Origin of the sequence: Streptomyces sp. NPDC006134, from assembly GCF_040628835.1 — a bacterium.
GTDB lineage: Bacteria > Actinomycetota > Actinomycetes > Streptomycetales > Streptomycetaceae > Streptomyces.
In genome coordinates, this window is record NZ_JBEXTV010000020.1 from 84,301 (window position 1) to 99,781 (window position 15,481).

The 15,481-nt window shown below is 73.8% G+C and carries 12 protein-coding genes; all 12 read left to right on the forward strand.

What is annotated here, in order from left to right; genetic code table 11:
- The first annotated feature begins 14 nt into the window (after window positions 1–14).
- The 12 genes from ABZ340_RS15805 to ABZ340_RS15860 all read left to right on the forward strand — a co-directional run bounded on the left by ABZ340_RS15805 (window position 15) and on the right by ABZ340_RS15860 (window position 15,452).
- The gene (locus ABZ340_RS15805) at window positions 15–194 is read left to right on the forward strand and encodes a hypothetical protein (RefSeq protein ID WP_358782348.1); all 180 of its coding nucleotides are present in this window, start codon (window positions 15–17) and stop codon (window positions 192–194) included.
- 27 nt (window positions 195–221) lie between these two features.
- Window positions 222–3,866, forward strand: a complete 3,645-nt coding sequence (locus tag ABZ340_RS15810; protein ID WP_358782349.1) for an AHH domain-containing protein — start codon at window positions 222–224, stop codon at window positions 3,864–3,866.
- The gene (locus ABZ340_RS15815; RefSeq protein WP_358782350.1) at window positions 3,851–4,360 is read left to right on the forward strand and encodes a hypothetical protein; all 510 of its coding nucleotides are present in this window, start codon (window positions 3,851–3,853) and stop codon (window positions 4,358–4,360) included. The genes ABZ340_RS15810 and ABZ340_RS15815 overlap by 16 nt, the downstream gene beginning before the upstream one ends.
- Window positions 4,357–4,761, forward strand: coding sequence for a hypothetical protein (locus ABZ340_RS15820; RefSeq protein ID WP_358782351.1), 405 nt, complete (start codon window positions 4,357–4,359; stop codon window positions 4,759–4,761). The genes ABZ340_RS15815 and ABZ340_RS15820 overlap by 4 nt, the downstream gene beginning before the upstream one ends.
- Window positions 4,752–6,530, forward strand: coding sequence for a hypothetical protein (locus ABZ340_RS15825; protein WP_358782352.1), 1,779 nt, complete (start codon window positions 4,752–4,754; stop codon window positions 6,528–6,530). The genes ABZ340_RS15820 and ABZ340_RS15825 overlap by 10 nt, the downstream gene beginning before the upstream one ends.
- Complete coding sequence (locus ABZ340_RS15830) at window positions 6,530–6,910, forward strand: hypothetical protein (RefSeq protein WP_358782353.1); 381 nt, start codon at window positions 6,530–6,532, stop codon at window positions 6,908–6,910. Before ABZ340_RS15825 ends, ABZ340_RS15830 begins: the two co-directional genes overlap by 1 nt.
- Window positions 6,907–7,491: a hypothetical protein gene (locus ABZ340_RS15835; protein ID WP_358782354.1), complete on the forward strand. Its 585-nt coding sequence runs from the start codon at window positions 6,907–6,909 to the stop codon at window positions 7,489–7,491. Before ABZ340_RS15830 ends, ABZ340_RS15835 begins: the two co-directional genes overlap by 4 nt.
- Window positions 7,484–8,800 carry a baseplate J/gp47 family protein gene (locus ABZ340_RS15840; protein WP_358782355.1) on the forward strand — a complete coding sequence of 439 codons (1,317 nt, stop codon included), beginning with the start codon at window positions 7,484–7,486 and terminating at the stop codon, window positions 8,798–8,800. The genes ABZ340_RS15835 and ABZ340_RS15840 overlap by 8 nt, the downstream gene beginning before the upstream one ends.
- A complete protein-coding gene (locus ABZ340_RS15845; RefSeq protein WP_358782356.1) occupies window positions 8,797–13,005 on the forward strand; it encodes a LamG-like jellyroll fold domain-containing protein in 4,209 nt (1,402 codons plus the stop codon). The genes ABZ340_RS15840 and ABZ340_RS15845 overlap by 4 nt, the downstream gene beginning before the upstream one ends.
- Window positions 13,002–13,601 (forward strand): hypothetical protein, encoded by a 600-nt coding sequence (locus ABZ340_RS15850; protein ID WP_358782357.1) that lies wholly within the window; start codon window positions 13,002–13,004, stop codon window positions 13,599–13,601. Before ABZ340_RS15845 ends, ABZ340_RS15850 begins: the two co-directional genes overlap by 4 nt.
- A gap of 100 nt (window positions 13,602–13,701) precedes the next feature.
- Window positions 13,702–15,198: a hypothetical protein gene (locus tag ABZ340_RS15855; RefSeq protein ID WP_358782358.1), complete on the forward strand. Its 1,497-nt coding sequence runs from the start codon at window positions 13,702–13,704 to the stop codon at window positions 15,196–15,198.
- Window positions 15,199–15,221: 23 nt separating this feature from the next.
- Complete coding sequence (locus ABZ340_RS15860; RefSeq protein WP_358782359.1) at window positions 15,222–15,452, forward strand: hypothetical protein; 231 nt, start codon at window positions 15,222–15,224, stop codon at window positions 15,450–15,452.
- The last annotated feature ends 29 nt before the right edge of the window (window positions 15,453–15,481 follow it).

Genomic DNA, 15,481 nt, shown 5'->3' on the forward strand with positions numbered 1-15,481 from the left:
GCCCGGAGCCACTCATGTCCCACCCCGACGAAGAACAGGCATACCCCCTCCAGGCCCAGGACACCGCCGCGGCGGCGCCCCACGCCGACTACTACTTCCCGGTCGAGGTGGTCATGGCCGGGGACATCCCGGAGGAGACGAAGAACGACATCGTCCAAGAGGTCTGGAACGCGCTCCACCGCGCGTTGAGCTGAGCGGCGGCACGAGCCCGAGGAGCGGGGATGCCACGGATGGCGTGCCACTTCCCGATCACGGTGACGGTCGGCGGAGACCTGACGGAAGCACGTCTTGCGGAACTGGAGCGAGCCGTCGCCGAGGCGCTCGCCGGCCGACTGGACTCGGCCCGTCGGGAGGTGGGGGCGGCGGCCGCCGGACAGGGCGCCGCGACGTTCGGGATCCGGCCGCACCTGCCGGAGTCGGTGACCTTCAGCGACGACCCCGGGGAGGACCGGCGGCGTGCGCTGGAGGAGGTGCTGCTCAGGGCCGTCGCCGGCGCGGTGGCCCGGCTGGGGTCCGCCGGGGAAGCGCCCACCGGTACGCCGCCGCCCGCGCCCCCCGACGGCTCGTGGCCCGCCGCGGTGCCCGGTGACGGCGCCGAGGGGGAAGCCGGGAGGACCGGCGGCCTGCTCCTCGCCCTGGTCCTGCCGGCCGGCCTCGCGGAGGAAGCGGCCCCGCCCGCGGCCCCGCCCGGACGACGGCCGGCGGCCGGCCGGACTCCAGCCCCCGTCCCCCCGGCCTCCCTTCCTCCGCCCCCCGTCCCCCCGGCCCCACCGGGCGCCACCGCCGGCGCACCGGGCGACCCCGGGCCGGAGCAGGGTGCCGCCGTGCCGGGCCCCGAGCCGTCGCCGCCGGGAGAAACGCAGGAGGCGCAGGCCCCGGAAGCCGAGCCGGTACCCGCCAAACCCGCCCGGGACGAAGTGGTCGAGGGCCCCAGCGTGTTCGAGGGCCACGTCGTGATGCACCTGCTCGGCGGCCGGGTCGTGACCGTCTCGGGAGCCGACCGGTATGTCCGGGCCACCAGCGTGATCCGGGCCGTGCAACTCGGCGCGGGCGTCTTCGGCACCCGGTCCTTCGTGGTGCTGGAGGGCCCGGTGGGGGACCCGGAGAGCCGGCTCTGGGCGGCCGCCACCACCCCCACGGTCTCCGACAGGGAACTGAGGAGGCTCGCCGAGGCCCGGCCGGTCCGGGGCGACGCCTCCCTGGTGGAGATCGGCACAGGAGGCGGTGAGGTCCTCGGGAGCGTGGTCGACGAGGCCGGCCGGCGCTACGCCGTCCACACGGTGGTGTCCCAGGAGGGGAATTTCCTCACCGCGGACTCCGCGGCCACCGAGCGGCTGGTGCGGCGCCTGGGCACGGAGGGACCGAAACTGGCGGACGAGGAGGCCCGACGGCTGGTCTTCGGCGATCTCGACCGGCTCGTCGACCGGGCCCTGGCCGGCGACGACGACCGCCTCCAGGAGGCCGCGGACCGTCTCGCCCTCCTCGGCGAGGTCGCCTTCTCCCTCGTCGACTGGCAGACCAAGACCCGCTACCTGCGCGTCCTGGTCCAGGCGTGGACCCTGGAGAAGCACGAACGGGCCGTCGTCGCGATCATGCGGACGCTCAAGAGCGTCACCGAACTGGAAGCGGTCCTGGCCGTCCTGGCCGAACACAAGCTGGACGAGCAGCTGTTCCGCGACGTCGGTGACACGCTGTGGAGTCTGCTCACGACCGTCGGCGAGCGGTTCGGGGACCACAGGCCGTTCACGGTCGCCACCGTGGCGGACCTGTTCGCCGAGGCGTTCCGGATGCCGCCGGAGGTACGGGAGGCGCTCCGGCAGAGCGCGCCGGCGGGCGGAGCGCTGCGGTTGAGCCTGTCGGTACTGCTGCAGATCGAGGCGGCGGCCGTGGCCGTGGCCGACATGCTCCTGGGGATGGCCGAGGGGCTGGCGCTGATGGTGACCAGACCGGCCCAGGTCATCGAGGGGATCGGCCGGCTCGCCCACCTCGTCGTCCTGTTCGAACTGGCCGGACACGGCTACCGGCCCGCACAGGAGGAGTGCGCGCCGCTGGTCGGGCAGATCGGCAAGCAGCTCGTGTACGGCCTCGAAGGCGCCGGGCTGCTGCACGTCGGTGAGCGGGTCGTGACCAAGATCAAGTGGGCGGTGGTGGTCGAGGTCGCGTCCTGGTTCGTCGGGTTCGGAGAGCTCAAGGCAGCGGCTTCCGCGGTCGGCCTGACCGAGAAGCTCGAGCTGGTCCTGCGCATCCTCGCGGCCCTCGGCAGGACCGTCGGGGCGGCCGAGGCGGAAGTGATCGCGGCCCGGATGGTGCGGGTCGCCGGCGCGATGCGCGCCGGGAGCGAGGTGCTGCGCGGCGTCCGCGACGACAAGGACGTACTGGCGCTGCTCTCCCACCTGCCGGCCGAGGACCAGGTCCGGCTGGCCTCGGCGCTGGAGCGGTTCGAGGTGGCCGAGGGCAGCACACTGGCCGGCCTGGCCGCGCATCCGGAACTGGGGCCCGCGGTCGGGACGTCGCTGCGCAAGGCCGAGATCCTGCACACGCTCGCCGCCAAGTCGGGCGGTCTCTCCGGGGAACTGGGCCGGACGTTCCAGTGGCTGGCCGGCCCCCACGGCTTCGGCGAGCAGGACCTCGCCCGGCTGGCCGCCGCGCTGGAGGACGGCGAGGGCCCCGTGCTGCTGGCGGCCATGGAGCACATCGGGCACGGGCGGATCGGGCCGGGCCGGGAGGCCGACATGGACCTGCTGACCGTGCTGGCGTCGAAGGGGATGCGCATGGACGCCGTCCGGGAGGTCGGCTTCGACGTGGTCAGGGCGGCCGTCGGCCGGTCCGCGGGCGACACCGGGCTGCTCGACGTCCTCCTGCTGGACCTCGGCCGCCTCCGCAACGACGCCCGTGCGCAGAACCGGATGGCCGCGTACGGCGAACTGCTGTCCCGGCTGGCGCAGGACGACCCCGTGGCCTGGAGCCGGATCGCGGGCGGGGCGGCCCTGCGGGCGGGCGGCCCGGCGGGCGCCGCCGAGCGGGCGGCCGTCCTGGAGCGCATCGCCGCTCTGAGGGCCCGGTTCCGCAGCGGGGCGAGGGAACCGGCCGTGGCCCAGCGGCTGCTGGACGGCCTCGTCCGGCGGTCCCGGAAGGACCCCTGGCTGGTGACGGAGATCCTCGACCGGTTCGAGGCCGCACGCCCGGACCGGGCGGGCGCCTACGCCGACGAGGCGGACCTCGCCGCGGCCTGGAAGGACGCCGAGCGGTGGGCGGGCCACGACGAGCGGGCCCTGCTCCACGAGGCGGGCGAGGCGCCCCCGGAGGCCCTCACCCCCACGGAGGGCATGCACCGACGGCTCACCACGGCAAGCCGCCCCTCGGACGAGCTGGAGAGGGCGATGGCGGCCCTCGGCAATCCGCGCCCGCCGGGCCACGAGACCCACCACATCGTGCCGGAGGGCGACGCCCGCGCCGAACTGGCCCGCCGCATCCTCGACGACGCCGGCATCGCATGGCGCAACGCCCCCGAGAACGGCATCCACCTGCCCCGCACCTCGACGGACCCCCGTACGGTCCCGGAGGCCTACACCCGCCACCCCACCCTGCACACCGACGCGTACTACAGGGAACTGACCCTCCGCCTGATCGAGGCCAGGCACAGCGGAACCGTCCGCGAGACGCTCGCCGCGATGGCGGAGGAACTGCGCGAGGGCCGGTTCTTCCACGTCCGCGACGGCGCCACCAGGGGAGAACGGTTCGCTCAGCTGCTCACCGACCGGAAAGAGGACATCGACTGGCTGACGGACGAGGAACTCCTGGAGATCGTCGAGGCCGCCGGCCGGACCCGCACAAGCAGGAGGCGCCGACCATGGCCGCCGGAGTGAACGTGCCCGTCCTGATCGGCCCGGTGCCGCTGCTCACGGTCACCAGCCTGACCCTCAACGAGGGATACCAGGTCGCCCGGATCGCGGGCAGCAGACTCGCCCAGCTGGTCTCGCCGACGACCCGGACCATCTCCCTGGAGGCGGTGCTGGTCGGAGGGAGCAGGCTCGTCTTCAAGAAACTGCTGGAGGCGATGGCGCTGACCTCCAGGGCCCTGGCCCCGGCCACCGCGCCGTCGATGAACTTCGCCGGCATCCCGGTCGTCAGCGGCATGACCGTCAGCCTCGACATGCAGATCACCAGCCTGCGGTTCACCCAGTCCAACCAGAAGCGCGACGCCCTCGACGTCAGCATCACGCTGGAACACGTACCGCGCTCCACTCTGACCGCCGTCCTGGGCGAGGCCCTGGACATGGCGCTGGCCGCCGGCGTGGCCGCCGTCCCCAGCGTCAGCGGCATGGTGCCCCTGGAGCGCCAGCTCGGAGGTGAACTGTGACCACCCCGGCCTTCCACCGGCTGCCCGTCGACCCCGACGAGGGCCTGCCCCAGGCGTTCGGCTGCGTCATCGGCGGCACGAGGTACGACTTCGGCCTGTACGCCGTCCTCGGCGACGCAGGCGACGACCCGCCCTCGACGCTGTACGACCTGGCGTCACCCGGCCGTATCACCGTCCCGTCCGCGCCCCCCGGCTATCTGGTGCTGCGGGTGGCGCGCCGGGGCCCCGACGGCCCGCGCGTGGTCCTCCTGCGCAAACTGGTCCCCGAGCCGGACCTCGTCCACCACGCCGGCCGGCTGGCGATCCGCCTCCTCGAAGCCAAGGTGGCCCGGGGCAACCTCAACGGCCGGGGGCACTACGGCAGCAGCATCGTGATCGGGGTGGCACTGCGATGGGCGTGATCCTCTGGTACCGGATCAGCTTCCCCGAGCTGGGACTGACGGTCTCCAACGACGTCTCCGGGGGCCTGATCCTGTCCGAGGCCGAGATCGTCGTGAACTACGGCATCGGGCAGCCGGGCGACTTCGAGATCCACCTGACCTCGCTGCCGCTGTCCGCACACCGCAAGCTGACCGGGGCGCTCACCGGTGAGCCCGGCACCGCGGGCGGCGTCGACATCGAGATCACCCTCGGCTATCTGGAGAACCCGGGCTCGCGCAAGGCCGTCCTCACCGGGCGGGTGGACACCATCACGGCCTCCAAGAGGTTCCCCCCGCTGGGCGTGCGGCTCACCGGCTACGAGGAGGCGTCCTTCCGCCTGGTCACCGTGGAGGTCGACAAGGCGACCGGCCGGCGCAGACCGGCCCGCTTCTCCCGGGAGAACTGCACCTTCGCCGAGGCCGCCAGGCTCATCGCCGAGGGAACCGGCGTGGAGCTCGTCGGCGAGGTCACCCCGGCCGGTCCCCCGCAGCCGAGCATCAACGCCGACGCCCAGCACGCCTTCGGCCTGCTGGAGCGCATCGCCGACCGGTGCGGCGCGGAAGTCCTGGTACAGGAGGGGGAGGCGCAGTTCGGGACGGCCGTCACCCACCCGCCGGCGACCGGCTTGCCGACGGTGCCCGACCTGTCGGCGCTCCTCTCCCTGATCAGCCGGGAGGACAGCCTGGTCACGCCCGGCACCAGCACACGCCTCGCGGAGTTCCAGCCCGTCCGGATCGGGGCCACTGGCAGACAGCGGGTGACCACCGACCTGCCGGACGGCGGGTCCGTGCCGGCCTTCGACTTCACCGCGCTGGGCGCTCCCGGGCTGCGGGCCGGGGAACTGGTCGCGGCGAGCGTCGAGGGCTACGAGAACCCGCTGCGCGGATTCCGGATCATCCAGCTCACCCACTCCTTCTCGCCCCGCACCGGTTACGTCTGCACCGGGCGGGCCGCCCCGTTCACCGAGGGCGACGGCAACCGGCGCACCACCGAGACCGTCCGCAAGGGCAGCCCGCTGGCCATCGCCGACGCGATCACCGCCAAGATCCGCGACGAGCGCGCGATCACCCCCTCGGTGGACGTCGGCCAGGTCCGGGAGGCACAGCCCGCGGAACGCGTGGCCACCGTGTCGTACGGCCGGCAACCGGGCGCCTCCGCGGCCTCGCCGAGCGTCGACGCGCCGATCGAGCCCGGCGGCCCGGTCCTGTACGACAAACCGGTCGCCTCGCCGTTCGCCTGGCACAAGGTCGGCCTGTCCGTCCCGGTGTACGAGGGCATGCGGACCCTGCTCAACCAGGTTCACGACGACCGCGAGGACGCCGTGGTCACCGGGTTCCTGTGGGCCGACGACGCCAGGATGGACCGCCCGAAGGCGCACGCCGGGGACTGGTGGCTCTGCCTGCCGACCGAACTGTCCGGCGGGCCGGACCCCCGGCCCGTCAACCGGGGGGTCAACGACCTCACCACCGCCGAAGGACTCCGGGTGGTGGAGGCGATCGGGCTGAAGGTCTGCGCCGGCGCCGCCGGCTGTTCCGAGGTCGGCGAACGCCCGGCCCCGGGCCCGGCCGAGGAGCTCCTGCTGTGCCACGGCTCGGGAGCGGAGGTGCGCTTCGACAAGGACGGCAACATCGCCGTGTCGGCGGCACCGGGCAAGGACGTCACGGTCTCGGCGAGCGGCGGCACGATCTCCCTCAGCGCCGGCGGCGTGACCCTCACCGTGGGGGACAAGGGAAAGGTGGCGATCACCTGATGGCACTCGTACTCGTGGAGGGCGCCGTGCTCGCCTGCTCCCACGGCGGCCGGCGCAGACTCACCGGGGGTGACCCGCGGATGACCGTACGGGGGAGCGGGGTGCTCACCGCCGGAGCGGAGGCCGGCATCGCCTTCGGCTCCGCCGCCCAGCCGGTGCCCGGCATGATCACGCCCTGTACCGGCACCAACCCCAGCGGCGGCCCGGCACCCTGCCTCACCACGGCCACCCTGCCCCCCGGCCTGTCGGCCAAGCTGACGGTCGGCGGCAAGCCGGTGCTGCTGTCCACCGCCCGGGGCGTCACCGTCCCGCCCGGGGCACCCCCGGGCACGTGGAGCGTGGCCGATCCCGGACAGGACGTCCTGGAGGCGATCCGATGAGCACCCCCGGCGCCGGCGGCCCGCCCTTCGGCGGTTCCGGCATTCCGGACCCCCCGGACCCCGGCTGGGACCCGGCCGCCCTGGGGCTCACCGTCCCCGGTGTCCCCGCCCCCGACCCGGCCGGCGCACCCGGTCTCGGCCACAGCCTCGCCGTCGACGACGGGGACCTCGTCGTCGACCCCCGCACCGGGGCCCCGGAGACCGTCGACGGCCTGGACGCCCTGATCCAGGCCCTGACGCTGACGGTCGGAACCCAGCTGGGCGACGACCGCCTCAACAGCACCTTCGGCTTCGACCGCCTCGCCGTGGGCCGCTACGCGCTCAGCCGCCCCGCGCGCAAGGAGTACATCAAGCTGGAACTCGTCCGCTGCCTGAGCGCCGACCGCCGCGTCACCGACATCCGCGAGGTCTTCTTCCGGGACGACCCCCGCTTCCTCGAACTCGGCCCCCGGCTCGGCCGGGCGGCCGGCCCGCATCCCGCGGCGGAAGCTCCGGCCGACCGGTCGTACACCGCTTACGTGATCATCGAAACAGTCGCCGGCGACACGCTGACGCTACGGTCCGGAGGACGCCTTGAATGACCACGACCCCTACGGCGTGACCGCGGACGGCTTCGTCGTCAAGGGCATCGACCGCATCGTCGCCGACCAGCAGACCCGCGCCCGCGCCATGTTCGGCGACGACGTCGACCTCACGTCGGGCAGCCCGCTGCGCAAGATCCTCGACGCCGCCGCCGTCCACGTCCACGAGCTGTGGAAGAGCGCCGAGGACCAGTTCTACGCCAACTTCACCACCACCGCCCAGGGCGCCGCGCTGGACCTCCTCGGCACCGACCTGGGAGTGCCGCGCCGCCGGCTCCAGGCCGCCGGCGAGGTGGAACTCACCCTCACCGGCGTCCGGCCCGACCAGCCGCGGGTACTGCCCCCGGGCACCGTCGTCGAGCGGGAGGAACCGCCCAGGAAGAGCCTGCGCATCCTCGCCCCGGTCACCCTCAGGGCGGGCGAGCAGCCGGTCCGGGCGGGCGTACGCGCCGTCCAGCGCGGCCCGGACGGCGATCTGCCGCCGGCCCAGAAACTGCGGATCGAACCCACCTGGGCCCGCACCCACCTCAACCTCGGCCCGGCCGCCGTCTCCGTCACCAACCCCGAGGCGATCACCGGCGGCGAACTGCTCGAACCCGACGACGTCTACCGCGCCCGGCTGCTCGGTGTGCCCCGCACCCTGTGGACCCAGGACGCCCTGCTGGCCCGGATCCTGGACATCCCCGGAGTCCGCGACGCGGCGGTCTTCGACCCGCTCGGCGGCGTCGACGCCGCCGGAAACCGCTTCAACACCTTCCGCTTCGGGGAGCGCGCCTTCTCCGGCCGGCGCCAGACCGGTTCCCCGTACTACTTCGACGTCGTGGTGGCCGTCGAGCCGGGCTGGCCGTGGTTCCGCGAGGAAGGGGACATCCCGGCCGTCCACGACGCCGTGACGGAAACGGTGCGCCAGTGGCGCCCGGTGTCGATCTTCCCCCACGTCAAGCCCGCCAACGAGGTCGACGTCGGGATCAGGGCCACCCTGGTGATCGACGCGGGACACAACCCGGACGCCATCAGGGGGCAGCTCATCGCCGCGCTGCACGCCGGCGTCGACCGCCTGCGCCTCGGCCGCGCCGTGCTGCACTCCGACGTCGTGCTCACCGCGCGGTCGACCCCGGGCGTGGTCGACGTCCAGAACCTGCGGCTGCGCCGCCAGGCACCGGCGTTCGGCGGCATCACCCACGGCGGACCCCTGTTCGGCAGCGCGCAGGAACTCTCCGTGGGCGAGAACCTCCGGCTGGCGGCCGACGAGGTGGCCCGGTTCGCTCTCGACAGCCCATTGATCGACATACAGGTATCGAGCCAATGACCCTCGACTTCCTCGACATCATGCGGCGCGGCCTCACCCCGGCCTACGACCGGGGCATGGAACGGCTCGACGTCACGCTGGTACCGGACCCCGCGACGCGGACGCTGCGCGCCGAGTACTCCTTCCAGGAGTACCTGAACCGGTACGGGCGGCCACCGGACTCCCCCCGCTACCTGCTGGCACCGCGGCGGCAGCCGTCCGAACCGCTCGTGGTCCGCGTGTTCTGCACCCCGGAACCCGGGCAGCGCGACGAAGCCGAGGAACACGTCGACGTGCCCGTCCCCGCCGGATGGCCGGCCGGCCGGGCCATCGCCGTTCCCCTTCCCGGCCGGGCGGGCGGACGGACCCGCCGGACGAGGCTGACCCGGATCGAGCCCCTCGCCCCCGCCCCGGGGTCGGCGGACGACTGGCAGGTCACCGTGCTGCTCGGCAACCTCGTCAAACTCCTGTGGGTGATCGGGTACGACTACGAGGACCTCACCGCGCGCCTGCGCGAGGTCCAGGCCCAGCGTCACGCCCGCACCGCGCGCGGCGCGAGCCTGGACCTGCTGGGCCTGGACCTGGGCGCGCCCCGCTTCCCGCCCAGGCCGCACACCTGGGACGACGACACCGTGGCGCTCTACCACCTGGACGAGCCGGCCGAGCCGGCCGGAAGCGACGCGGTCGTGGCCAGCGCGGGCGAGCGGTTCGGCGCCCCGCCCCATCCGTGCGCCAACACGGGTGCGCGCGGCGGGCGCACCGGCCGGTTCTCGCGGGCCTTCGAGTTCACCGGCGCCGCCCATGTCACCCTCATCGAGGCCGGCGACCCGGACTTCGCGGCGGGCACGGACACCTCCCTCACCGTCGAGGCGGTCGTCCGCCCGGCCCCCGCCGCCACCGCGGCCGGCGCGGTCGTCGCCAAGCGCGCGGTGCTGAACTCGGCCGCCTCGCCCGGCTGGGCGCTGACCGTCGGCCCGTTTCGGCGGGTGGACCACAACCTGCGGCTGTCGCTCGCCGACCGCGACGGCAGGACGGTGGAGCTGTACGCCGACCGGGACCTGGGCGACGGCGCCTTCCACCACGTGGCCGCGGTCGTCGAACGGCTGGAGCGCCCCGCCGGGCCGACGCCCGGACCACCCCCCGCACTGATCAGGCTCCACCTCGACGGCGCCGAGGTGGCCCGGCAGCGGGTGCCGGAGCTGGGCGACCTGTCCGGCCCCGACCCGCTCGTCCTCGGCCAGGGCCGAGAAGCGTCCCCCGACGGCACCACCGCCGTCGCCCAGTTCACCGGCCTGCTGGAGGAAGTACGCGTCTCGCGGACCGCGCGGACCTCGTTCGCACCGGTCACGGGGGAGGACGACGACCACTACCGCCGGCGCCTGAGCCTCTTCCAGCGCTGGCTCGTCCCCACCAAGGAGGCGCTGGAGGAAGCCCTCAACGAAGCGGGCCCCCTCGCCGGCGACCCCGCGCTCGGCGACGACCCGTCCCTCGCGGACGATCCGGCGGTGTCGGCGCCGTTCGAGGTCCACGAGGCGGAAGGCCGGCCGGCCGGCGGCTTTCTGACGCTGCGTGTGCTGCCCACACCCCTGCGCCGCGGCCAGAGCATCTCCGCCGACGGCGACCGGACCGCCGACGAGGCGCAGGCGGCCGGTACGGCGGAGGAGGAGACCGACTTCGACGAGGCATGGCTGTGCCGCTACGGCGGCGAGGACGAGGAACGCCTCGCGTTCGGCCCCGGCGAGAACAGCCGGCTGATGCAGCTCGGCGCCAAGACCGCCCTGGACACCCTGCTGCACCGCGTCGAGTCCGTCCGCCCCGAAGGGCCCGGCAGACTGCACGTGCTGCGCGCCCACGACCCGGCCGCCACCGACCTGCACCGGATCGGGCGGGCGCTGCTGCTGCGCCACGACACCCTCGACTCCGGCGAACTCGCCGTACAGGCCCACGCGGCCGGCTTCGGCTGGGTCCTCCACACCCTGGACGGCCTGGTCCACGTGGCCCAGCCGGCAGGGCCTGCCTTCCGGATCGTCACCCTGACGGCGACGCCCGATCCCCTGCCGGGCACGGACGTACCGGCCGAAGGCAGACTGGATCTCACCCTGGAGCCGGACCCCTCCCGGTTCACCGACGTCCAGGTCCGCTGGTCGGTCACCCGCTCCGGCCCGGGCGACGCCGAGGTCGGCCAGGGCGTGCCGGCCCGGCTGGACGCCCGCAGCGCGGGGGAGGTGACGGTGCAGGCCGAGGTGGTCCGCGCCGGCCACACCCGCGGCACCGGCCGGGTCCTCCGCATCGGCCTGCCCGGCGACGAGCTCACGGCCGGTCGGTCGATCAGCCGGACGGGCGCCGTCGGAACCGGCCGGGACCAGGCCGCGGGGCCGCCCGACGGCGCCTTCGACCCGAGCTACCTGGCCGTGCGCACCGACGACCTGTCCGGCACCCCCCGCCCCGTCGCCTACGGCCCCGGCCCCGCCGGCCGCCGGATGCACCGCACCGCCGCCCTCGCCCTCGACCGGCTGCTCGACCAGCTCGCCGGCACCCCCGGCACCCTGTCCGTCCTCAAGGCCTTCGAACCGGCGGGCCCCGGACCGCACCGCGAAGGCAGAGCCCTGACGCTGCGGCACTCCTCCCTGACCGCGCCCGCCCTGGCGGCACGGGCGTTCGCCGCGGGATTCGAGCACGTCGCCGTCCCCGTCGACGACGGCCCGCCCGAGCCCGGCACCGACCACCGCGTCGAGGCCACGGCCGCCGCCGGCGAGCAGATCGAGCTGCGCGGACCCGGCGAGATCCGCGACGGCGAGGCCGCGACGCTCACGGCCGCCCCCCACGCCGCGCCCGCCGACGCCTGCTTCGACGGCGACGGCGGGCGGCTCTACCTCTCCCTCCCGGGCAGCCACCGGGTGACCTCGTTCGCCGTCGCAGCCGACCGCCCCGGGGACTTCCCCTCCCTCACCCTCGCCCGGTCCGAACCGGTCCTCCCCTTCCCCGGCCCGCTCGCCTTCGCCGGCGGACGCCTCCACGTGGCCCACGAGCGGTCCGACACGGTGCAGGCACTCGACCCGGAGACGCTGGCGCCCCTGCCCTCCGTCCCCACCGGGCCGCGCCCCGTCGCGCTCGGCACCGACGGCGAACGGCTGTACGTCGCCTGTGCGGGTGACGACACCGTCCGCGCGTACGATGCGCAGACCCACCAGCAGACCGCGGTCACGTCCCTGCCGGGCACCCCCCGGGCCCTCGCGGTCGCCCCGAACAGCGCCGGGCTCGCCGTGCTGCTCGACGGCGGCCGGTTCCAGTGGGCCGGCCGGCCCGGTCTCGAACCCCGCGGCGATCCGGTCGCCACCGGGGCCGGCGACCTGCCGGCCGCCGCCTTCTCCCCGGACGGCGCGAAGCTCTACGTGGCCTGTGTCCGTGACACGCCGCCGGCCGGCCGCGCCGGGACCGTCCAGGTGTACGCGACCGACGCCCGGGCCCCCGCTGCGACCGTCGGCGGCTTCCCGGACGGCACCCTTCCCCTCGCGCTGCGGGCCGGCCCCAACGCCGAGTTCCTGTACGTCGCCACCGCCGGAACCGGGTCCGTGGCCGGGCGCGTCCACCTCGTCCATGTCGCGACCGACACCCTGCTGCCCGCCGTGTTCGCCCCCGGCGGCGACTGCCCGGCGCTCGCGCTCAGCCCGGCCTCGGCACCGTACCGGCCCTGTCTGCTGGCCGCGCCGCGGGAGGAGGCGTCCGTGCTGCTCGCCGATCCTGCGCCCGTCTCCGACGTCCCCGCGAGGCCGCCCCGGCTGGTCTCCCGGCAGCCGCTGGGGCCGGGCGGCGACCAGGAACTCGTCTGGTCGGTGACGCCCGAGGGCCCGGGCCGGGCCGAGATCCCCTCGACGACCCGCCCGCTCGCGCGCATCAAGGGCCTGGCCCCGGGCCTCGTCCCGGTCCGGGCCGGCTACTTCGACGCGGCCGGGCTGCGCCCGTACCAGTGCGAGGTCCGGCTCTCCCCCCGGCTGGAGGCGCTGCCGGAGGTGCGGATCGGCAAGGACCGCTACGACCTCGTGCTGAACATCCTCAACTGGTTCCACCCCGTCGGCGTGGAGCTGCGGACCGAACGCCTGCGCCGGCGCGTGCGGGAACTCTCCGGCGCCGACGCCGACCTGCTGCCCGCCTACACCTTTCCGACCTATCGCACGGCGGATCGCCACCCCTCCCGGTTCCGACCGCCCGGACAAGGACGACGATGATGGCTTCTTCCTACGTTCCCAAATTCGCCCACACCGACTGGATCGACAACAAGGACCGGGTCCAGGCCGGGGGCAAGGACGGCTTCAACGCCAGATTCCACGACCTGGCGGCGGAGTTCGCCTCCCTGGCGGACGTCATCAACCCGTTGATCGAGGCGCTGTCCCCCGCGGAGTCCTTTCTGACCCTGATGCCGATCCTGGCGCCCCGCCGCCCCATTCTCGACGCCTCCGGCACCGAGGCCGGCTGGAAGCTGATCGGCGACGGTGCGGAGAAGCCGGCGGGCCAACGGGAGGCCCACGGCATCATGAACGTGACGCTGCCCGAGGGCGCGGAGATCAAGTCGCTGAAGATCCTGGGCGAGGAGGGCACGGCCACCAGCGCCTTGCCCACCGTTCGCCTGCGGCGCCGCGCGCTGGACGGGGACGTCTCGGAGGACCTCGTCGTGGCGACCGCCTTCCGCCAGGTGTTCCTGCCGGCGAGCCGGCACACCGTCATGAACAAGACGCACCGGCACTTCATCACCGCCGACGTGACCGACGCCCCCAACGACGTGGTGAAGCTGTTCTGCATCCAGATCTCGTACAAGTCGAAGTGAGAGCCGGAGAAAAAGCCGAGGAGAAATCCGAAGTAAAACCCGAAGTGAAAACCGAAGTGAAAACCGAAGTGAAAGCAGAAACAAGAAGGGAAAGAACGCGATGGCATCCATCGGTCCGCCCGCCACCCAGGAAGGCGTCAGTGGTTTCGACCCGGCGCAGGAGAACCCGCCGCTGAAATTCGGAGTATGGGGAGACACGTCGAAAGGCCATGCCGTCATCGGCAGCAGCGGCAAACCCGTCACCGGCGCCGGCGTGTTCGGCGTGAACGTCACCAACAGCGGCGTCGGGGTGCTGGGTCACGCCAACGGAGACAACGCGGCAGGGGTGGCCGGCTTCAGCTCCACGGGGATCGGCGTCTCGGGCACCAGCACCAGCGGCACCGGCGTGAAGGCGGCCAGCCCTTCGGGCGTCGGGCTCCGTACCGAGGGCGCCACCGGCATCGTCGCCACCGGCACCCAGGTGGCGGGCCATTTCAGCGGCGACGTCGGTATCGGCACGGACGCTCCGTCGGCCGCGCTGGAGATCGACCGCGGACAGTCCGACGACATCGCCCTGCTGCTGAAGTCCTCCGGCTCCGGGTGGGGCTCCGGCCTGCAGCTGACCAACGAGGCCGGGGAGGGGTGCACCGTCGGGATGCGTCCCGGCACCGACGGCGCGTGGCACTTCACCGACGTGCTCGCGGACACCGACCGTCTGGTGATCGACGCGGGCGGCCGGATCGGTGTCGGTACCGACACCCCCCGCCTGCCCCTGCACGTCGAGGGCGCCCTCCACAGCGCGGGGGACTCCGCCGGCCTGTCGTTCGAGGACCGTTCGGCCGGCGAGTTCATCGAGGATCCCGGCACCGGGGGCGGCCGCTGGATGTGGTACGCCTCCGAGGGCAGCGCGCGGCTGTGGTCGGGCACGGACCGGCTGACGATCCACCCGGGGCAGGGCGGCGGCCTGGACGTCCCCCGGCGTATGCGCATACGGCAGGGAGACGACGGCTCGGCGGGAGTCTGGCTCAACCAGAAGGGCGTCGGCGACCGGGCGTTCATCGGCATGCTCGACGACGACATCGTCGGCTTCTTCGGGGTCGGGGCCGTCAAATGGGGCCTGCGGATGAACGTCAACAGCGGTGAGACCACCGTCATCGGCCCCCTGGTCAAGGCAGGCGGCGGTTTCAAGATCGACCATCCGCTGGATCCGGCCCACAGGTATCTGTCGCACTCGTTCGTCGAGTCCCCGGACATGACCAACCTGTACGACGGCACCGTCGTCACGGACGAGAACGGCGAGGCCACCGTCGAACTGCCCGGCTACTTCGAGGCGCTCAACCGGGACTACCGCTGCCAGCTCACGCCGATGGGCGAGCTGGCGATCGCGGCGGTGACCGGCGGGGTCCGGGACAACAGCTTCACGATCCGTACCGACAAGCCGGGCGTCACGGTGTTCTGGCAGGTCACCGGGGTACGGCAGGACGCGTGGGCCAACGCCAACCGCATCACCCCGGAGGAGGAGAAGCCGGCGGCCGAGCGGTATCGCTATCTGTACCCGGAGGCTCACGGGCAGCCCGCCGGCAAGAGCGTGTTCGCGCCCGTCGCGGCAGCCGGATGACCCCGGAAAGGGGCAGCAGCACCATGCAGGCACGCATGCAGGCGCGTCTCGCCGACCTCAAGCGGGATTTCGAGGAAGGCAGGCGCCAGTTGCACGACCTGGTCCAGCAGGAAGCCGCGCTGAGGGAGTCGCTGCTGCGTGTCAGCGGCGCGATCCGGGTCCTGGAGGAGCTGCTGACGGACCGGCAAGGCCCGGCCGACGGCGCGGAGGACACCGACGGCGCGGCCTGCGACCGGGCCGGAAGACAGCCGTAGGGCGCCGTCTGCCGGGTTGAAGGGCCATC